Here is a 19,761-nt window from a genome sequence, read left to right as displayed (position 1 = left end):
GACGAGGGGAGGGCAACTCGGGTGATGGGGGATTCCCATCTGGCGTCGTAGGGTGCAATCAGCGATCCTGACGAAAGGCGGCACCACCGTGCACCACCCTCTGGACATCAACACCGACGGCGGCGTCTCGGTGTGGACGATCGACCTCCCCGACGTCGGCAACGCCATCACCGGAGCAGATCTGGTCGCCGCATTCGAGGATGCCGTGGACGCGGCGAACGCCGACACCGATGTTCGCGCGGTGATCCTCACCGGCGCGGGTCACATCTTCTCTGCCGGCGGGAATGTCCGGGAAATGGCGGATGAGGAAGGACTGTTCGGCCTCGGCGGCGCCGAGCAGAGGTTCGGCTATGCCGATGGGATACAACGGATTCCGAGAGCAATGCTGCGATGCGAGGTGCCGGTGATCGCCGCGGTCAACGGCGCCGCGGTCGGTGCAGGCTGCGATCTGGCGATGATGTGCGATCTGCGTATCGCCGCCGAATCAGCCTTTTTCGCCGAGAGTTTCGTCCAGATCGGGCTGATACCCGGCGATGGCGGCTCCTGGTTCCTGCAGCGCGCCATCGGCTACGAACGGGCCGCCGAGATGACCTTCACCGGCGACCGTGTCCACGCCGCGAAGGCCCTCGAGTGGGGCATGGTGAGCCGCGTCGTACCCGACGGCGAGCTCCTCGACGCAGCACGGGAACTGGCGGGACGCATAGCAAAGAATCCGCCGCATGCGCTGCGTATGGCCAAACGTCTGCTCACCGAATCGCGGACCGGATCGCTCGACACGGTGCTGAATCTCGCGGCCGCGATGCAGCCACTCGCGCATCAGACGAGTGACCACAAGGAGCGGGTGGCGCGCTGGTCGAAGCGATGACCTCTTCCGGTTTCGGGACCGACGCGCGACAATCGTGAGGACCGACGTCGCGACATCCGGATGAGGTAGCGCAGTGATCGTGTACGGCATGAACATCTCGGCCGACGGCTATGTCGTCGACGCCGACGGCAATTTCGACTGGTCCGAACCGGCCGACGATGTGTTCGCGTACTGGGTGCGCACCCAGCAGGAGTCCGCGCTGGATGTCTACGGACGCAACCTGTGGGAGACGATGCAGTACTGGGTGGCACCGCCGCCGGAGTCGTCGCCTGCCGAACTGGAGTATGCCGAAGCCTGGCAGAACACACCGCGGATCGTCGTCTCGAGCACGCTGCAGCACGTCGACGGCGCCGACCTGGTGCGCGACATCAGCGAAATCCCCGACCGCGACGGCCACGTACAGATCGGCGGCGCGACACTGGCCGCGGCGATGCTCGACCGTATAGACGAGTTCTGTCCGGTCGTGTATCCGGTGGCGATCGGCGGTGGCATCCCGTTCTTCCCGGCAGGTGCGCGACTGGATCTCGAGCTGGTGGAGACGCGGCCGTTCGAGTCCGGCCCGGTGTTGTTCCGTTACGCACGTCGTTAGCGATCACGCGGTCGCGCAACGAATTCGGTCGCTGCGGCGGCCGCCGGTGCGACCGCGTCGATCAGCGTCGCACCGCGCGCGAGGTGGCCGGCCAGGATTCCCGCGAACAGATCTCCCGCACCGGTGGTGTCGACGGCCCGCACCTGCTCGACCTCTACGCGCCGGATCTCGTCGGCAGTCGCGACGACGACTCCGTCGCCGCCCATGGTGACGACCGCCGATCGTGAGTGGACGAGCAGGCGACGGGCGAGACCCGTGGGATCGTCGGCCGAGTCGCCGCCGGCGTAGAACACCGCCTCGTTCTCGTTGACGATCAACGGGTCCGCGGCGCCGATGACGTGCTCGTCGAGGCGGCACACCGGGCTCGGGTTCAGCAGGAACCGACGGTCGTTCGCAAGGGCCCACGCCGCTGCGCAGTCGGTGACGTCGTGCGGCGATTCGAGTTGTGTGAGAACGACCTTCGGCATCAACGCGTCGAGCGCGCGTTCCACATGGCAGGCTGTGAGCGCCGCATTGGCACCGGTCAGGACGATGATCCGGTTGTCTCCCCGGTCGTCCACCTCGATGATCGCCCGACCGCTGATGCCGTCGACGTGATGGAGATGGCCGAGCTCGACCCCACCATCATGCTGGTTCGCGATCAGACGGTGCGCCGCGTCGTCGTTGCCGACCGCCCCGATCAGCGCCGTGCGAGCCACCCCGGCCGCGGCCAGGGCCTGATTGGCGCCTTTGCCGCCGGGGCGCTCGGAGAGCCGGGTGCCCAGGATGGTCTCGCCGGCGCGCGGCATACGGGCGACCCGCACGATCACGTCCATGTTCAAGGTCCCGACGACCGCGACGTCGATCGGTGACGAGGATTCCATGGCACCGAGTATCCCCGTCTTGCCGCCGGAACCGGACGGGTTCGTCGCGCCACCTGGGTTCACTGATGGTGGACAGAGTGTTACAACAATAAACGACGTCGTCATCGGGCGGTAACACGCACCCGGTTTCATCGGATCGAACAAGGTCTACTGCTGTTACTCAGGCAGGGGCCGAACCCATTCGATCACGGAGGATGCAGATGACCGTCGAGAGCACCGACACCGCGACACCGTTCCTGGTCACCAGCGACGCCTGGCAGAACCTGCCCAAGATGCCCGACGCGGAGTACCCGGGCACCGAGGGATTCATCGGCGACGTCTACGAGAACCCGCAGGGCAGCGTGATGTGCTCCGGCTACTTCGAGCTGCGCCACACCGACGATCCGCTCTACTACGAGTACGAGTACGACGAGATGAAAGTCGTTCTCGAGGGCGAGTTCCTGTTGGAGAACAAGGAAACCGGGCAGACCATGGTCGCCAAGGCCAAAGATGCGATCTTCTTCCCCAAGGGCTCCAAGATCTACTTCAGCACGCCGAGTCACGCACTGGCCTTCTACGCCGGCCATCGTGACGCCGACCTGCTCTGACGCCCATGTCGCAGATCGCAGTATCCAGCATTCCCGTCTGGGCGCGACCCGCGGCACCGATCGGAGGCGATCTGCCCGAGGTGTCGGGCAGATCGTTCCTCCTCATCGGTGTAGGGGATGCCGCCCTGGTCGAGATCACGCGGTGGAAGGGCGTGTTGCCGGATGACGTCGACCACCAGGTGTTGACCTTCACCGAGCCCGATCGGGCGGCGTCCGCGCTGCGGACCGAGCTGTCCGATGCACGCGTCGGGTTACGGGTGATCATCATCGGGTCCGTCGGTGCGGCGCTCGCCCTGCGCGGAGTCGCCGTGTCCGCGGGCCTCGAAGACGACGAGATCTACGTGACCACGACCGAGGTCGGTGACATCGAGGTCTTCTGTACGCACTGTCGCGACGTGACTGCGACGTCGTCGTCGGTCGGCGACACCGTCATCTGCGCCGGCTGTGGCCGTGATCTGCTCATCTACCACCATGTCTCACGACGATCCGGCCGGTATCTCGGCTATCTGGTCGACGCGGAGACAGCGGTGCTGCCACGGGAGTCCGCATCATGAAGCTGGTCGTCACCTCGATCGCCGAGGCCGCCACCGGAGTCCGGGACATCGCTTTCGCCGCCCCCGACGGCAGCGAGTTGCCGGGCTTCGTGCCGGGCAGTCATCTCGTGGTGACAGCGGGCGAGCGGACAAATGCCTACAGTGTGACCTCTGATGGCATTGCACCGCAGAACTATTCGATCTCGGTGTTGCGGATCGAGGATGGCGACGGCGGTTCCCGATGGCTACACGACCGGGTGTCGATCGGCGACGTCGTCGACGTCGAACCGCCGCGTAGTGCTTTTCCGCCTGCGGCACGCGCCACCAAACATCTTCTCGTCGCGGGCGGCATCGGCGTGACGCCGATCCTCTCGCATCTGCGGGCTGCACGCCGTTGGGCGCGGAAGGTGCAGGTGCTGTACACCTTCCGAGAGGGACACGCCGCGCACGTCGACGAGGTGGTGGCCCTGGCAGGTCGGCAGGCGGAATTGTTCTCCGATCGCAGGTCGTTCACCGAACGACTGGACCTGGTACTCGCCGACCAGCCGATCGGGACCCATCTGTACACCTGTGGCCCGGCGGGCATGATCGACCACGTGGTCGAAACGGCGGCCACCGTGGGCTGGCCGGAGTCGAGGATTCACTTCGAACGCTTCGGAGCGGATGTGCTCGATGCCGGTGACCGGTTTGCCGTGCGATTGACCGAATCGGGTACGACACTGGATGTCCCATCGGGTATCTCGGTGCTCGAGGCCTTGGAAGACAACGGGCTGACCATTCCCAACCGCTGCCGCCAGGGTGTGTGCGGCGAATGCCGCCTGCCTCTGTCGGCCGGAACACCTGTCCACCGGGACCTCTACCTCACCGACGAGGAGAAGGGGCTCGGGGACGCGTTCATGCCATGCGTCTCGCGCGCATCCGAAGGCTCCACACTGGAGGTACCACTGTGACCCTCGCACTTCCCGCGCCGTCGCTGGTCGCCGGATTCCCGTTCCCGTTCGTCGAGGATCGGTATCGCTACAGCACCAACGTCGAGCCCGCAGGCCAGGTGGTCACCACAGCCGCCGGCCAGTGGGGCGACAGCGTCGTCGACATCGACGACGAGTATCACCGCGAACTCGCCGAACGTGCTGCGGTACTCGATGCCGACAGCACACGCCACGCGGTGCTGGCGCACATGCGGCCCGCGGCCTGGGACGCAATGCTGACCATCATGCGGGAGTTGGCGACGGCCTACCCCGACGCTTTCACGCTCACTGCCGGCCATGGTGAATGGCATTGGCGGAACGGACTGCTCGATGTCGAGAGCACTTTCGTCTACGGCGACGACTCGACTCTTCCCGTCGAACCTCTGAGGTACATCTGCGGCCAGATCCAGGAGGATGTGGTGCTGCTCGATCAGCGGGACGGGCAACTGTTCGCCGACGCGGGTGTGGTCACCTTCGCGGCCGACTGGAGCTTCGGATTCGACGTCGGCATGAGCTTCCTGGAGATCCATGGCCCGGTGCCCCGAGTGCGCGACGAGGGGGTCATCACCCGGGCACACGAGTTCCTCAAGCGGCTGCAACCCCACGAGCCGTATCGCCGGACCAACTGGACCCTGACGATCGGCCGGCGCCTCGACGTCTCCACCGAGCGCTATCCCGAGTGGGGGCCGGACCGCGAGATGATCCAGCACGTCGATGACGACACCTTTGGTCGGCTCGTCCACCTGCGCGTCGAGGTCCAGCACTTGATCCGGCTTCCTGATTCCGGCGCGGTGATGTTCCTCATCCGCACGTACATGCTGCCTCTCGAGACCGTCGCCACCGTCGAATCGTGGCGGCTCCGCGCTGCGGAGGTCATGGACGAACTCCCCGACGACATGGCCGATTACAAGGGCATCATCAAGTACAAGGACCGGGCGGCCGACTGGCTGCGGCGGGCCGATGCGGTCCCCGCGACCACCGCGGCCGATCCGAGCGGTCACGGACTACCCAGATGGCCGACGGCACCGGACGCGATCGATCCGACGGGGACGTCGTTCCTGGTGGTCGCGATCGGAGACGAGGGAACCGTCGGGGAGGTTGCTCGCGGTTGGGTCTCGGCGGCCGAGGCGCTCGCTCCGACGCAACTCCTGGTGCTCGACTCCCTTGTCGCCGAGGAGGATCGCCGGACGCTGGCGGCCGCATTGGCGGCCAGTCGCAACGGGATCCGCATCCACATCGTGGGCGGCCAGTACGACGTGCTCACAGGTCTCGCGCTCGCCCGGGCGGCAGGCGCCCTGCCCGATGAGCTCTCGGCGTTCGCGAGCCATACTCGTGACCTGCCGCTCTACTGCGCACATTGCCGCGACACCCATCGTGTCGAGGCTGTGCCGGGCGGCGTTGTGGAGTGCCCCGGTTGTGAGCGACGACTCGAGGTGCACGCACACCATTCGGCCACGCAAGGAAGCTTTCTCGCCTCATCGGTCGGGGACCCGGAGTGACGGTCATCGCCGACCCGAGTGCGTCGGCACATCGGCACGCCGGATATGCGACGGGAACACGCGCGATGCGAGTGGTCGGTGTCGTGCCGATGACGCCGTCGATCAGGCACTACCGGTTGGTCCCGGCGGACGGAGGTCCGCTCACCCCGTACCGCCCCGGCAGCCATCTGATCGTCACCGCGGGTGACCATCGGAACGCCTACTCCCTCGTCGACGACGGAATGCTGCCGACCAGCTACGGGATCTCGGTGCTCCGCCGTGGGTCCGATGCGGGTTCGGACTGGTTGCACGACAACGTATCCGAAGGCGATGTGCTCTACGCAGAGGGGCCCCGGTCGATGTTCGCGCCCATCTGGGATCAGCGGCACGCGCTGCTGGTGGCGGGCGGCATCGGCATCACACCGATCTTGTCCCATGCTCGATCGATCGCCCGTCTGGGAGGGACGTGCGACGTGGTCTACTCCTACCGATCCGGCAGCGCGGCGCACCTGCCCGACATCCGGGCGCTGGCGCAGAGTTCGTCGGTCACCCTGTTCGAGGTCACCGGGGCGCAGGACACGCAATGGTTGCTGGCCGACCGTCTCGCTAACCAGCCCTTGGGTACCCATGCCTACGCCTGTGGACCGGCCGCGCTGCTCGAGGCCTATCAGGGCGCCGCCCGGGCCGCCGGGTGGACCTCCGCCAGGGTGCATCTCGAACGATTCTCGGCGCCGGAGCGGTCCCCTGGAGAACCCTTCCAGGTCACCGTGAGGAGTACGGGTGCGGTGATCGACGTGCCAGCCGGTGTGTCGCTCCTCCAGCGCCTCCTCGACCACGGCGTCACCGTCGCCAACCTCTGCCGTCAGGGCGTGTGCGGCGAATGCCGCATCGGTGTCCGATCCGGCACCGTCGAGCATCGGGACTTCGTGCTCGGCGCCGACGAGCGAGTCGCGGGCGACAGCATGCTGTGTTGTGTCTCTCGTGGCCACGACATCGAGGTGGACCTGTGACCGTCACCGACGGACGATCTGATATCGTTGCACGCCAGAATCTCTCGGGCCCTGTCGACCACCTGGCCAATCTTCCGTGGCCGTTCCCCGACGACCTCGCGGAGTTCCGGTACAGCGTCAATGTGGAGCCCGCTCGTGTCCCTCGGACCACCCGGGCCGGTGAATGGGGACGGCACATCGTCGATCTCGGTGGAGCCGAATACCCGGCCATCATGGCCGAACGCGGCCGCATCCTCGACGCCGACCCGCACCGCGTCAAGATCCGCCGCGGCATGGGGCTGGCCTGCTGGGATCTGCTGCTCTACTACCTGCGTGATCTCTCGATCGGTCATCCCGGTGTGATGGAACTGACCGAGTACGGTGATGCCCGATTCCATTGGCGCAACGACCTGCTCGGAACGAGCCAGTACTTCGTGCTGAACGACGATGCGTCTCTGCCCCGCGGCCCGCTCGACTTCCTGGCGCGCGAGGTTCCCGACGACCTGCTGCTGGTGATCGAGCGCGATGGACGATTGTATTTCGATGCCGGCGCCGTCACATTCGCCGCCGCATGGTCGGTCTCCTTCGACGTCGGGATGGACATGTACGAGATCCACGCACCGGTGCCGGGGCTGATCGGAGATGGAGTGGTGGCGCGGGCCGAGCAGTTCCTGCGGCGATTGCCCGCCGATCAGGTCTACCGTCGGGTGAACTGGACCTTGTCGGCGTCGGATTCGCCCACGCTCGACGTGAGTCTCGAAGAGTTGCCGCAGTGGCAGGGCGACATCCCACGGATGCTCGGCGACAAGGACTTCGGGCGCGCACGTCTGCGGATCGAGCTCGAACACTTCATCCGGCTCCCGATGACGGGCGCCGTGACCTTCAACATCCGCACCTTCATGGCGTCGCTGGAAGAGATCAGGCGTATCCCGGCGTGGGCCGAGCAACTCGCCACCGTGATCGAGACCCTGAGTGAATCCATCGCCGCCTACAAGGGATTCCTCGACTACCGCGACGACGTGGTCGCATACCTCCGCGGGCGCTGACGCCCGAAACCCATCAACCATCCGTCCACCCGGTCCACCGTCAACTCACACCGAAAGACACACTCATGGAAGCAGTTCTCTCCGCGCACGCGGACCTGTCCTGGATGCTCGCCGCATTCGTCTTCGTCTTGCTGATGTTTCCCGGCCTGGCGCTGTACTACGGAGGCATGGTCGGCGCGCGCAACGTCCTCAACATGATGACGATGGTGCTGGCAACCCTCGGTATCACCTGTGTCCTCTACGTCCTGTTCGGGTACGGGCTGGTTTCCGGACCGTCGGTGAAGGGCTGGGGGATCATCGGCAACCCGGCCGATTACATCGGACTGGGCAAGTGGATGTCCGACGACGGGTCCGGGGGTATCCAGGTCCTCTACGTCGCGGCCTGGTTCATCCTGTTCGCCGCGATCACCGTGGCGATCGTCGCCAGCGGTGCCGCCGGAAGGATGAAGTTCACCGCGTGGCTGGTGTTCGTACCGATCTGGCTGACGCTGGTCTACTTCCCGGTCGCGCACTGGGTGTTCGCCGCCGACGGTGACGGCTACAGCGGCGGTTTCCTGTTGAACGACATCAAGATCCACGACTACGCCGGTGGGACCGCGGTGCACATGAACTCCGGGGTCGCGGCCCTCGCGCTGGCTCTGGTGCTCGGTGCGCGGCATCGGCGAATGGAACGGCCGCACAATGTCCCACTGGCGCTGCTCGGCGGCGGCATCCTGTGGTTCGGCTGGTTCGGCTTCAACGGAAGCTGCGCCGGCGGTGCAAACTTCCTCACCCAGTTCGTCATCCTCAACACGTTGCTGGCGGGCGGGGCCGGCATGATCGGCTTCTGCATCATCGAGCGCATCCGTGAAGGTCACGTGACATCGCTTGGCATGATGACCGGTGCCATCGCCGGGCTTGTCGGAATCACGCCGTCGGCCAACACGATGAGCCCTGTCGGAGCGCTCGGCGTCGGGATCGTCGCGAGTGCGGTGGTCGCCCTGTGCCTGAGCTTCAAGAGCACGTTCAAGGTCGACGACACGCTCGATGCTTTCGCCGTGCACGGTATCGGCGGCATCGTCGGCACTCTCTGCATCGTCCTGTTCGCGTCGGGATCTGCACCGGCGGGGGTCCAGGGCATCCTGTTCGGCGGCGACTTCGGCGTCTTGTGGCGCGAACTCGCCGGCATCGTCATCACCTGCACCTACTCGTTCGTGATGACCTGGTTGATCGCCAAGGCGCTCGACAAGGTCATGGGGTTGCGGGTGGACGAGGAAACCGAGATGACCGGCCTGGACTCGACCATTCATGCCGAGACGGCATATGAGATCCCGGCAGCCGGTGTCGGACACGGTTCCGGATTGACAGAGGCCATGGTCGGGCGGGCGGTGGCGGCCGAGCCGGAGGATGTCACGCAACCTTCCCGCGGCTTCGCGACCTCCTGAGTGACCGGTCCACAGCACCCCTTCCTCCCTCGCCGGGAGGGAGGGGTGCTTTCTCGTTCCGGCCCTCGCAAGCGACACCAACAGCTCACGCCGGTGTAACGGGGTCGAAACATCGTGGCGGTCTACTAGAACTAGACAAAGGTTCACAACAGTAGACATGATGAACGCATCGCCCTCACCTGGAGAGACATCACCATGACCGACACCCACGACCTCGCCGACCTCTGTGCGGCATCCGGTACGAAGTTCATCCTGGCCCTCTTCGTCGATCTCCGGGGCAAGCCATGCGCCAAACTCGTGCCGGTCGAGGCGGTCGACGAACTCGCCACCGATGGTGTGGGTTTCGCCGGTTACGCGGTCGGGGCGATCGGCCAGGAGCCCAAGGATCCCGACCTCATCGCGATCCCGGACACCTCGTCGTTCCTGCCCATCCCGTTCATCAAGGAGGGGCTCGCGATCGTCCACTGCGATCCGCACGTCGAGGGCAAGCCGTGGCCGTTCGCGCCGCGCAACATCCTCAAGTCGCTGGTGGCACAGGCCGCCGACGCCGGGTTCGAGCCGTGGGTCGGAGCCGAGGTCGAGTACTTTCTCCTCAAGCGCGGCACCGACGGTTCGCTGAGTACCGCCGACGCCGCCGACGACTCCGACCAGCCCTGTTACGACGTTCGCGGCCTGACCCGCATGTACGACCACCTGACCGCCGTGTCGGCCGCCATGAATCAGCTGGGCTGGGGCAACTACGCCAACGACCACGAGGACGGCAACGGTCAGTTCGAGCAGAACTTCACGTATGCCGAGGCTCTGACCACCGCTGACCGGGTCATCACGCTGCGCTACCTCCTCTCGACCATCGCCGCCGAACGCGGGATGGTCGCGACCTTCATGCCCAAGCCGTTCGCCGAACGAACCGGCTCCGGGCTGCACCTCCACCTCTCGCTGACCTCGGGCGGTGCGCCGGTGTTCGCCGGCTCGCCGGATGAGGACGAGCGGGGTCTCGGCCTCTCGCCAACCGCATACGGGTTCGTCGGGGGAGTGCTCGAACACGCCGGTGCCCTGCAGGCGGTGATGGCACCAACGGTCAACTCGTACAAGAGAACCGGTGCCACCGCAACCCGTTCGGGTGCATCGTGGGCGCCTCGTCGGCCGACTTATGGCGGCAACGACCGGACGCACTACGTCCGGGTCCCCGACGACCAGCGTGTCGAGTTGCGTGGTGGGGACGGCTCGGCGAACCCCTATCTCGCCATCGCGGCCGCACTCGGAGCCGGGCTCGACGGCATCAAGCGCAGTCTCGACCCCGGTGCGATCGGTACCTGCCCCGACCATGTCGGAGCCCTGCCGCTCACCCTGTTACACGCCGTCGAAGCACTCGACGACGATGCGGTGGTCAGCGGTGTTCTGGACGCCGCGGTCCCGGACGACTGGGCCGACGGCAAAACTCTTGTGTCGGAGTACTTCTCTCGTCTCAAGCGAGAGGAGTTCTTCGCCTGGCATGCCACGGTGTCGCCGTGGGAGATCGACAACTACCTGACCGCCTTCTGAGACGAGGAAGAGACAAGACATGTGCGGAATCGTCGGGTTGCACCTACGCAACCCCGAACTCCATCCCCGGCTGGGGGAGTTGCTCAGCGGCATGCTGGGCGAGATGCAGGACCGAGGCGCAGACTCGGCGGGCATCGCCGTCTACGGTGATCCGACCTGGTCCCCACCTGGTCAGGGCTGCGTCTCGATGCTCGAGACCGGCGTCGCCGATATCACCGGTGCGGCAGCTGCCGTGAGCGAGGCACTCGGCACGCCGGTGGCCGCCCAGCTGGTGGACAACACCCTTCTGCTGACTGCTGCGTCGGACTCGGAGGAGATCCTCGCGGCGGCGAGATCGGTCTACCCGGACGGTCTCGTCGCCGGATTCGGTGCCGACCTCGCCGTCCTCAAAGGCGTCGGCGCACCCCGTGACCTGGTGCGCGCCTGGGATCTACCGAATGCGACGGGTTGGCAGGGCGTCGGGCACACCCGGATGGCGACCGAATCCGCGGTGACACCGTCGGGTGCACACCCCTACGCCGTCGGGCCGGAACAATGCCTGGTCCACAACGGCTCCTTTGCCAATCACGCAAGTATCCGCCGCGAGTTGCGCGCCGCCGGAATCGAATTCGACAGCGAGAACGACACCGAGGTGGGAGCCCGCTTCGTCGCGCATCAGCTCGCGCAGGGCCGGGACGTCGAGACCGCGCTGAAGGAGTTGTGTGCCACCTTCGACGGCTTCTACACGTTGCTGGTGTCCAATCACGATTCCTTCGCGGTGGTACGTGACGCCATCGCGTGCAAGCCGGCGGTGATCGCCGAGACCGACGACTGGGTCGCCATGGCCAGCGAGTACCGCGCGCTGGCAGATCTGCCCGGTGTCGAGAACGCACGTATCTGGGAACCCGAGCCGGAGGTGGTCTACGCATGGACACGCTGAATCCCAACAGCATCTTCGATCTCGCCATCATGTCGCTGCGCGATGTCAACTCGGCGTTGCACAGCGACGAGATCGCCGGCGAGATCGTCGTCGAGAACCCGTCGGGTGCGCACAGCGTGGCGGCCGGGGTCGACGCGCCGGTGAAGATCACCGTCAACGGTCATGTCGGCTACTACGCCGCCGGGATGAATCAGAAGGCCGAGGTCGTGATCAACGGCAACGCCGGAACCGGTGTGGCAGAGAACATGATGAGCGGAACCGTGGTGGTCAAGGGCAACGCCTCGCAGTCCGCGGGGGCCACCGCGCACGGTGGTCTGCTCGTGGTCGAGGGCGACGCCGCGGCGAGATGCGGCATCTCGATGAAGGGTGCCGATATCGTCATCGGCGGGAACGTCGGCCACAACAGTGCCTTCATGGCGCAGGCGGGCCGTCTGGTGATCCGAGGGAATGCCGCTGACGGACTGGGTGATTCGATCTACGAGACGCGGATCTACGTCCGCGGGGAGGTCGGGTCGCTCGGTGCGGATTGTGTGTCGAAGCCGATGCGCGCCGAACACCTCGAGGAACTCGCCGGCCTGCTGAAGGCGGCGGGATTCAAGGATGACGACCCCGCGGACTACACCCGATACGGTTCCGCCCGCGAGCTCTATCACTTCCGCGTCGACAACTCGTCGGCGTACTGACCGTGCGGTGGTCTCGATACGCCACTCACTCCGTTCGCGGCTACTCGACCGGCGGAATGGGCGGCCACAACCGCTGATCCCGACCGCCCGAGATCACCCCTCACCCCGCCCCCGACCGCTGATCGAGTAGGCACCGAGCGTAGCGAGGCGCCGTATCGAGATCCCCCGCCCCCGACCGCTGATCCCGACCGCCCGAGATCACCTCACCCCCGACCGCTGATCGAGTAGGCACCGAGCGTAGCGAGGCGCCGTATCGAGATCACCCCAACCACCGGAGAACACCATGATCGACAACCTGACCGTCGAACAGCGCGGCCTGCGTGAGTCCGCCACGTTCGACCGCACCACGATCGCCGCCATCCAGCGCGCCGCCGAGACCGGCATATACGACATCCGCGGATGGGGCGCCAAACGGAAGCTGCCGCATTTCGACGACCTGCTCTTCCTCGGTGCATCGATGTCGCGATACCCACTCGAGGGCTACCGCGAGAAGTGTGACACCGACGTCATCCTGGGCAGCCGCAACGCGAGATATCCTTTGCACCTGGACATCCCGGTGACCATCGCGGGTATGAGCTTCGGTGCTCTGTCCGGGAGGGCCAAGGAGGCGCTCGGGCGCGGTGCGTCGGAGGTGGGCACCTCGACCACCACCGGTGACGGCGGGATGACCACCGAGGAGCGTGGTCAGTCCAAGAACCTGGTCTACCAGTATCTGCCGTCGCGCTACGGCATGAACCCCGACGACCTGCGTCGCGCCGACGCCATCGAGATCGTGCTCGGTCAGGGCGCCAAACCCGGCGGCGGAGGAATGTTGCTGGGACAGAAGATCTCCGAACGGGTCGCCGGAATGCGGACCCTGCCCGAGGGGATCGACCAGCGCAGCGCGTCGCGCCATCCCGACTGGACGGGTCCCGACGACCTCGCGATCAAGATCAACGAACTCCGCGAGATCACCGACTGGGAGAAGCCGATCTACGTGAAGGTCGGTGCCAGTCGCACCTACTACGACGTGAAGCTCGCCGTCCATTCGGGAGCAGACGTGGTGGTGGTCGACGGTATGCAAGGGGGTACGGCCGCCACCCAGGACGTCTTCATCGAGCATGTGGGCATCCCCACCCTCGCCGCGATCCCGCAGGCGGTGCAGGCTCTTCAGGAACTCGGTGTGCACAGGTCCGGCGAGAACGGAAACGGTGGCGTCCAGCTCATCGTCTCCGGTGGTATCCGCAACGGCGCCGACGTCGCGAAGGCGATGGCCCTGGGCGCCGACGCCGTCGCGATCGGCACCGCGGCATTGATCGCACTCGGCGACAACGACCCTCGCCATGCCGCCGAATACGAACAGATCGGATCGGCCGCAGGCTATTACGACGATTTCCAGGACGGCCGTGATCCGGCAGGGATCACCACGCAGGACCCGGAACTGGCCGCACGGTTCGATCCGGTCGATGGCGGGCGACGGCTCGCCAACTTCCTGCGGGTGATGACCATGGAGGCCCAGACGATCGCCCGCGCATGCGGTAAGGCACACATCCGGCATCTGGAACCCGAAGACCTCGTGGCGATCTCGATCGAGGCGTCGGCGATGGCCAGGGTTCCGCTGGCGGGCACCAGCTGGATTCCCGGGGCGGGGCTGTGAACGCGCGCGGTGGTGACACCGCATCGATCGTCATCGTCGGGGGTGGGCTGGAAGGAGTCGCGACCGCGTGGGCGCTCGGTCAGCGGGGTGTCACCGACGTGGTGGTGTGTGAACGCGACACGGTCGGCGCAGGCATGACCGGCAAGTCGTCGGGGATCGTGCGTTGCCACTACGGCGTGAGTTCGCTTGCCGCGATGGCGGCGACGGGGCTCGAGGTGTTCGAGAAGGCCGAGGAGATCTTCGGTACCGACATCGGGTTCCGTCAGACGGGCTACGTTGTCGGGGTGGGGTCGGCCAACGTCGACAATCTCCGCAAGAGCCTTGCGGCGCAGCGTGAGGTCGGGGTGCAAACCGAGGAGATCGACCGTTCCGTCGTCGCTGAGCTCTGGCCGGCCGCCGATCTCGACCCGTTCGCCGCGTTCGGGTGGGAGGAGCGCGGAGGCTACGGCGACGCCTATCAGACCGCCCAGGCGTTCGCGGCGTCGGCGCGTGCCGCAGGCATCCGGATCCGGCAGTCCACCGCGGTGACGGAACTGCTCGTGGACGGCGAGAAGGTCACCGGTGTGCAGCTCGCCGACGGTTCGACGATCAGCGCGGACACCGTCGTCGTCGCGACCGGTGTGTGGACGCGGCCGTTTCTGGCGGCGCACGGCATCGATGTCCCGATCGAGGTGCACAGGGAGCAGATCGTGATGATCCATCCGGGTATCGAACTGGGTGCGGTGCCGGTCTTCTCCGACCTGGTCTCGCTGCAATACGTTCGGCCGGATGTTCGTGGTGAGATCCTCTTCGGCAACAGCGACCTGGCCGAACTCGAGGGCGCGGACCCGGACAATTACCTCAATCGCGCCGACGAGAGATTCCTCGATCTCACCGTCGACAAGGTCGGCACGCGGTTCCCCGCGTTCACCGACGCGGCCATCACCAGCAGCTATGCCGGATGCTACGACGTGACTCCCGACTGGAACCCGATCATCTCGGCTGGTCCGCTCGACGGCCTGGTCATCGCTGCGGGATTCAGCGGGCACGGCTTCAAGATCTCGCCTGCGGTCGGCCGTCTCGTCGCCGACATCGTCATCGACGGGCACAGCACCGACCCGAGGGTCCCGGAGACCGACTTCCGGCTGTCACGATTCGCCGAGGGGGATCCGCTCTCGACCCGGTTCCCGTACGTGGGTGCGGGCGAGATGCGCTGACCAGCGCTCTCTCCGCTCTCCGCTCCACAGCCCCGCCTCCGCCTCCCGTCCCCGGACCCGTGGCCGAGTTCCGGCGCGGGCCCTGCTCGATACGGCGGCCGATCGACAAGCACGCGCACGCTGCCGGGGCAGCCCAGCAAACTGCCCTCGCAATTCTGGGGCGTGAATTCCACTGAGTGAAAGCCGCGGGTCGACATTTGTGAGCGCGGACTCATACCGTTCCGAGTATCGCAACAGATCACTTGAGCGGAGACGAGATGAGCACTACGACCACGACCCAGGTGGCCATCGTCGGTGGTGGACCGGCGGGGCTGATGCTGTCGCATCTGCTGCACATCGCCGGGATCGAGAGCGTGGTCGTCGACAATCGTACGGTCGAGCAGATCGAGACGACGCACCGTGCCGGCATCCTCGAGCGCGACAGCGTCCGTCTACTCGTCGATTCCGGTGTCTCGGACCGTGTCCTCACCGAGGGGCATGAGCACGAGGGGATCTCGCTGAGGTTCGGTGGGGTCAGCCACCGTATCGACTTCCAGAAGCTGGCCGGGGCGTCGTGCTGGCTCTACCCGCAGACCCAGGTGTTCGTCGACCTGCATCGCGCACGCACGCGCGACGGCGGCGACCTGCGATACGGCATCACCGACACCGAGGTCGACGGTGTACTCGACACCCCGACCGTCCGCTACACCGACGCCGACGGCAGTCGGCACGAGATCTCGGCCGAGCTCGTCGTCGGTGCCGACGGTTCGCGCAGCATCTGTCGGGCCCTCGTCGCCGACGCGCATCAGTACTACCGCGAATACCCCTTCGCGTGGTTCGGCGTCATGGTGGAGGCGCCGCCGAGCGCCCCGGAGCTCATCTACACCCGCTCGGCCCAGGGTTTCGCGCTGATCAGCCAACGGACCGACACCGTGCAGCGCATGTACTTCCAGTGCGAACCCACCGAAGATCCCGCCGCCTGGTCCGACGACCGGATCTGGGAGCAGCTGCACACCCGGCTCGCCGGATCGGACGGATTCCGGTTGAAGGACGGACCCGTCATCGAGCGAACAGTGTTGCCGTTCCGGAGCTTTGTGCAGTCACCGATGCGCCATGGCAACCTCGTGCTCGCCGGCGATGCGGCACACACGGTGCCTCCGACGGGTGCCAAGGGTCTCAACCTCGCACTGTCCGATGTCCGGGTGCTGGCCGAGGAGATCGAGCGTGCCGTGCACAAGGGCGACGACGATGCTCTCGACAACTACACCGACCGCGCGCTGTCGCGGGTGTGGAAGGCCCAGCACTTCTCCTACTGGATGACCACGATGCTCCACAATTCTTCGGATGCATCGCAATTCGACGAACAGCGCCAACTCGGAGAGCTTCAGTCACTGGTCTCCTCGGAGGCCGGCTCCACCTATCTCGCAGAAGGGTACACAGGATGGCCACACCATTGATCACGGGAGCGGACGAGGAGTCGGAGGTGTTCGACGAGCACGGGCAGATCTCGTCGGACGCGGGGCAGGGCACGCAACAGCAGATCAGTGACGAGATCGCATGCATCGGTACGGATCACGCGTCGTCGCTGTCGGCGGGTGAGGCGCCGGAGACCGCACCGAGGCTGGACTACCCGCCCTACCGGTCGAGCCTGCTGCGCCACCCCACCAAGAACTTTCACCACTCCGACCCGGAAGGCATCGAACTCTGGTCGCCGGCTTTCGGACACCGCGACGTCGACCCGCTCGAGGCCGACCTCACGATTGCGCACAACGGCGATCCGATCGGAGAGCGCCTCGTGGTGACCGGTCGCGTGCTCGACGGTGACGGACGACCGATCCGCCACCAGCTCGTCGAGGTCTGGCAGGCCAATGCGGCCGGACGCTATATCCACAAACGCGATCAGCATCCCGCCCCGATCGATCCCAACTTCACCGGCGTGGGTCGCTGCCTCACCGACGACGACGGCTGGTACAGGTTCACCACCATCAAACCGGGTCCGTACCCGTGGAAGAACCACCACAACGCCTGGCGCCCCGCCCACATCCATTTCTCGGTGTTCGGTACGGCCTTCACCCAGCGGCTGGTGACCCAGATGTACTTTCCAGGTGACCCGCTGTTCGCCTTCGATCCCATCTATCAGGCGATCGTCGACCAGCGGGCCCGCGACCGGCTCGTCGCCACCTACGACCACGATCTGACCCAGCACGAATGGTCCACCGGATACCGTTGGGACATCGTGCTCACCGGCAGCCGTCAGACCCCGATGGAGGAGGACCAGTGACCCTCGCACCCACACCGGGCCAGACGGTCGGCCCGTTCTTCCACTACGCCCTGCCGTTCGACGGTGGTGCGGAGCTGGTGCCGGCCGGCCACCCCGATCGGATTCGGCTGCACGGCACCGTGTTCGACGGAGCAGGCGATCCGGTGCCCGACGCCCTGATAGAGATATGGCAGGCCGACGGCGCGGGCAACGTCAGTCAGGAGCCCGGATCCCTGCGGCGAGACGGCTTCACCTTCACCGGCTTCGGCCGCGTGCAGACGGACCGGACCGGCCACTACACCTTCGCGACGGTCGCTCCCGGTCCGGTGTCGGCGGGTGGGGCGCCGTTCTTCGCGGTCTGCGTCTTCGCGCGCGGCCTGCTCGATCGACTCTTCACGCGGGCCTACCTGCCCGACAGTGCCCGCGCCCTGGCGTCGGACACCTTGCTCACCTCGGTGTCGGAGGAACGGAGGTCGACCCTGATCGCGACCGCCGACGACAACGGCTACCGCTTCGACATCCATCTCCAGGGTGCGGGTGAGACCGTCTTCCTCGATCACGGTGGACGATGATCCGTGCCTGACATCCTCTGGCCAGGCGATCACCATGCCGGTGAGATTCTCACCGATGCAACGATTCTCGATGCCATGGTGCAGGTGGAATCGGCCTGGTCGGCGGCGCTCGTCACAGCCGGGATCGCCCCCGCCGATGCCGTACTCTCCGCCGATGCGCTGCGTGGCCTGATCGCCGACGGCGACCTCGAGGGGATCGCCGAGGAGGCGGAATCCGGTGGTAATCCGGTGATCCCGCTCGTCCGCCGCCTACGCGACGGGCTCGGTTCGTCGGCAGCCGGCATGTGGCTCCATCGCGGGCTCACCAGCCAGGATGTGATGGACACCGCGCTGATGCTCTGTGTTGCAGAGGGTTTCGATGCGGTTCGGATCGAACTCGACGCTCAGGTCGAGGTGCTCCGACAGCTCGCCGACGGCCACCGCCGCACGATGATGCCGGCACGCACGCTCACCCAACACGCCGTCCCGATGACCTTCGGCCTCAAGGCGGCGCAATGGTTGCGCGGGGTCCTCGAGGCCCGCGAACAGGTCGCGGGCCTGGCGTTCCCGGTTCAGATGGGCGGCGCGGCAGGAACATCGGCGGCCGCCGCCGAACTCTCGGGCCGTGGGGCGGATGCGGCTCCGGTCGCGGTCCGGGCCGGAGCGATCGCCGCGGACATCCTCGGCCTCGCCCCGGTGGCGCCATGGCATTCCGTCCGCACCGCGGTCACACGCAGCGGGGATGCGGCAGTCGGCTGCTCCGACGCGTGGGGGCACATCGCCAACGACGTGCTGGTGCTGTCGCGTCCCGAGATCGGCGAGCTCTCCGAAGGTTCCGGCGGCTCGTCGTCGACAATGCCGCACAAGGCCAATCCCGTTCTGTCGGTTCTCATCCGGCGAGCAGCGTTGAGCGCCCCACCGCTCGGAGCCACTCTGCACCAGGCGGCCGCGGATGCCACCGATGAGCGCACGGCGGGTGCGTGGCACGTCGAGTGGGATGCGCTGCGGACGTTGGTCCGGAGAGCCGTCGTCGCGGCGCGGCAGACCAGTCGGCTCGTCGCCGAACTGCACGTCCATGGCGATCGGATGCAGGCGAACCTGGCGGATGCGGGGGCGGCGGTGACATCGGAACAGGAATCGATGTCGAGGATCGCCGGGCACACACCGACACCGGAGTACCTCGGTGCCACACAGCACTACATCGACGCCCAACTCGCACGGGCTCGGCGCGTCACGACAGAAGGGGCTTGATGTCCAAGTACGACGACGGAATGGCGGTGCGCCGCGAGGTCCTCGGCGACGCACATGTCGACAAGGCGACCGCGGCGATCACCGATGTCACACGCGAATTCCAGGAACTCATCACCGAATACGCGTGGGGCAGTATCTGGACCCGGCCGGGACTGGACCGTCGGAGCCGGTCGATGATCACCCTCACCGCACTCATCGCCCGCGGGCACCACGAGGAGCTGGCGATGCATCTGCGCGCGGCATTGCGCAACGGGTTGTCGCGCGACGAGATCAAGGAGGTCATCCTGCAGTCGGCGATCTATTGCGGGGTGCCGGACGCCAACACGGCATTCCGGATCGCGGTCGGTGTGTTCGCTGAGGTAGACGGGGCATCTCGCTGATCGGCTAGTCTGAGTTTCACTG

General features: G+C 66.4%; 20 protein-coding genes. 19 read left to right on the top strand and 1 reads right to left on the bottom strand.

The window, feature by feature from the left end; genetic code table 11:
• Positions 1 to 88 precede the first annotated feature (88 nt).
• Both IDF66_RS10920 and IDF66_RS10915 read left to right on the top strand, forming a co-directional pair.
• Positions 89 to 865, top strand: coding sequence for a crotonase/enoyl-CoA hydratase family protein (locus IDF66_RS10920; protein ID WP_190267444.1), 777 nt, complete (start codon positions 89 to 91; stop codon positions 863 to 865).
• A gap of 88 nt (positions 866 to 953) precedes the next feature.
• Positions 954 to 1,454 (top strand): dihydrofolate reductase family protein, encoded by a 501-nt coding sequence (locus IDF66_RS10915; RefSeq protein WP_190266844.1) that lies wholly within the window; start codon positions 954 to 956, stop codon positions 1,452 to 1,454.
• Here IDF66_RS10915 and IDF66_RS10910 read toward each other — a convergent pair.
• Positions 1,451 to 2,317 carry a ribokinase gene (locus IDF66_RS10910; protein ID WP_190266843.1) on the bottom strand — a complete coding sequence of 289 codons (867 nt, stop codon included), beginning with the start codon at positions 2,315 to 2,317 and terminating at the stop codon, positions 1,451 to 1,453. The genes IDF66_RS10915 and IDF66_RS10910 overlap by 4 nt on opposite strands.
• Positions 2,318 to 2,517: 200 nt before the next feature.
• Here IDF66_RS10910 and IDF66_RS10905 point away from each other — a divergent pair, with 200 nt between their 5' ends.
• The 17 genes from IDF66_RS10905 to pcaC all read left to right on the top strand — a co-directional run bounded on the left by IDF66_RS10905 (position 2,518) and on the right by pcaC (position 19,739).
• On the top strand, positions 2,518 to 2,904 hold the full coding sequence (locus IDF66_RS10905) for a cupin domain-containing protein (protein WP_164308061.1): 387 nt from the start codon (positions 2,518 to 2,520) through the stop codon (positions 2,902 to 2,904).
• A 5-nt stretch (positions 2,905 to 2,909) separates the two neighbouring features.
• On the top strand, positions 2,910 to 3,458 hold the full coding sequence (locus IDF66_RS10900) for a dimethylamine monooxygenase subunit DmmA family protein (protein ID WP_190266842.1): 549 nt from the start codon (positions 2,910 to 2,912) through the stop codon (positions 3,456 to 3,458).
• The gene (locus tag IDF66_RS10895; RefSeq protein ID WP_190266841.1) at positions 3,455 to 4,387 is read left to right on the top strand and encodes a PDR/VanB family oxidoreductase; all 933 of its coding nucleotides are present in this window, start codon (positions 3,455 to 3,457) and stop codon (positions 4,385 to 4,387) included. Before IDF66_RS10900 ends, IDF66_RS10895 begins: the two co-directional genes overlap by 4 nt.
• Entirely contained in the window at positions 4,384 to 5,904 is a 1,521-nt protein-coding gene (locus IDF66_RS10890; protein WP_317628654.1) for a DUF3445 domain-containing protein, read from the top strand. The genes IDF66_RS10895 and IDF66_RS10890 overlap by 4 nt, the downstream gene beginning before the upstream one ends.
• Positions 5,901 to 6,893: a PDR/VanB family oxidoreductase gene (locus IDF66_RS10885; RefSeq protein WP_387998744.1), complete on the top strand. Its 993-nt coding sequence runs from the start codon at positions 5,901 to 5,903 to the stop codon at positions 6,891 to 6,893. The genes IDF66_RS10890 and IDF66_RS10885 overlap by 4 nt, the downstream gene beginning before the upstream one ends.
• The gene (locus IDF66_RS10880; protein WP_190266839.1) at positions 6,890 to 7,918 is read left to right on the top strand and encodes a heme-dependent oxidative N-demethylase family protein; all 1,029 of its coding nucleotides are present in this window, start codon (positions 6,890 to 6,892) and stop codon (positions 7,916 to 7,918) included. Before IDF66_RS10885 ends, IDF66_RS10880 begins: the two co-directional genes overlap by 4 nt.
• Positions 7,919 to 7,983: 65 nt before the next feature.
• Positions 7,984 to 9,342 carry an ammonium transporter gene (locus IDF66_RS10875; protein ID WP_164308066.1) on the top strand — a complete coding sequence of 453 codons (1,359 nt, stop codon included), beginning with the start codon at positions 7,984 to 7,986 and terminating at the stop codon, positions 9,340 to 9,342.
• A 195-nt stretch (positions 9,343 to 9,537) separates the two neighbouring features.
• The gene (glnT, locus tag IDF66_RS10870) at positions 9,538 to 10,884 is read left to right on the top strand and encodes a type III glutamate--ammonia ligase (RefSeq protein WP_164308067.1); all 1,347 of its coding nucleotides are present in this window, start codon (positions 9,538 to 9,540) and stop codon (positions 10,882 to 10,884) included.
• A 19-nt stretch (positions 10,885 to 10,903) separates the two neighbouring features.
• Positions 10,904 to 11,803 (top strand): class II glutamine amidotransferase domain-containing protein, encoded by a 900-nt coding sequence (locus tag IDF66_RS10865; protein WP_190266838.1) that lies wholly within the window; start codon positions 10,904 to 10,906, stop codon positions 11,801 to 11,803.
• Complete coding sequence (locus tag IDF66_RS10860) at positions 11,791 to 12,486, top strand: protein glxC (protein ID WP_190266837.1); 696 nt, start codon at positions 11,791 to 11,793, stop codon at positions 12,484 to 12,486. The genes IDF66_RS10865 and IDF66_RS10860 overlap by 13 nt, the downstream gene beginning before the upstream one ends.
• Positions 12,487 to 12,769: 283 nt before the next feature.
• Positions 12,770 to 14,122: an FMN-binding glutamate synthase family protein gene (locus tag IDF66_RS10855; RefSeq protein WP_164308070.1), complete on the top strand. Its 1,353-nt coding sequence runs from the start codon at positions 12,770 to 12,772 to the stop codon at positions 14,120 to 14,122.
• Positions 14,119 to 15,318, top strand: a complete 1,200-nt coding sequence (locus IDF66_RS10850; RefSeq protein ID WP_190266836.1) for an NAD(P)/FAD-dependent oxidoreductase — start codon at positions 14,119 to 14,121, stop codon at positions 15,316 to 15,318. Before IDF66_RS10855 ends, IDF66_RS10850 begins: the two co-directional genes overlap by 4 nt.
• Before the next feature lie 257 nt (positions 15,319 to 15,575).
• A complete protein-coding gene (locus IDF66_RS10845; protein ID WP_190266835.1) occupies positions 15,576 to 16,754 on the top strand; it encodes a 4-hydroxybenzoate 3-monooxygenase in 1,179 nt (392 codons plus the stop codon).
• Positions 16,739 to 17,578, top strand: coding sequence for a protocatechuate 3,4-dioxygenase subunit beta (gene pcaH / locus IDF66_RS10840; RefSeq protein WP_190266834.1), 840 nt, complete (start codon positions 16,739 to 16,741; stop codon positions 17,576 to 17,578). Before IDF66_RS10845 ends, pcaH begins: the two co-directional genes overlap by 16 nt.
• Positions 17,575 to 18,129 (top strand): protocatechuate 3,4-dioxygenase subunit alpha, encoded by a 555-nt coding sequence (gene pcaG / locus IDF66_RS10835; RefSeq protein WP_317628653.1) that lies wholly within the window; start codon positions 17,575 to 17,577, stop codon positions 18,127 to 18,129. The genes pcaH and pcaG overlap by 4 nt, the downstream gene beginning before the upstream one ends.
• 3 nt (positions 18,130 to 18,132) lie before the next feature.
• Positions 18,133 to 19,359, top strand: coding sequence for a lyase family protein (locus IDF66_RS10830; RefSeq protein ID WP_190266832.1), 1,227 nt, complete (start codon positions 18,133 to 18,135; stop codon positions 19,357 to 19,359).
• Positions 19,359 to 19,739 carry a 4-carboxymuconolactone decarboxylase gene (gene pcaC / locus IDF66_RS10825; protein ID WP_190266831.1) on the top strand — a complete coding sequence of 127 codons (381 nt, stop codon included), beginning with the start codon at positions 19,359 to 19,361 and terminating at the stop codon, positions 19,737 to 19,739. The genes IDF66_RS10830 and pcaC overlap by 1 nt, the downstream gene beginning before the upstream one ends.
• Positions 19,740 to 19,761: the final 22 nt, after the last annotated feature.

This window comes from Gordonia hankookensis (assembly GCF_014673215.1).
In the GTDB taxonomy this organism is placed as follows: Bacteria; Actinomycetota; Actinomycetes; order Mycobacteriales; family Mycobacteriaceae; genus Gordonia; species Gordonia hankookensis.
Note: the sequence above shows the minus strand (reverse complement) of the source record. Positions and strands in the feature narration are given on the sequence as shown.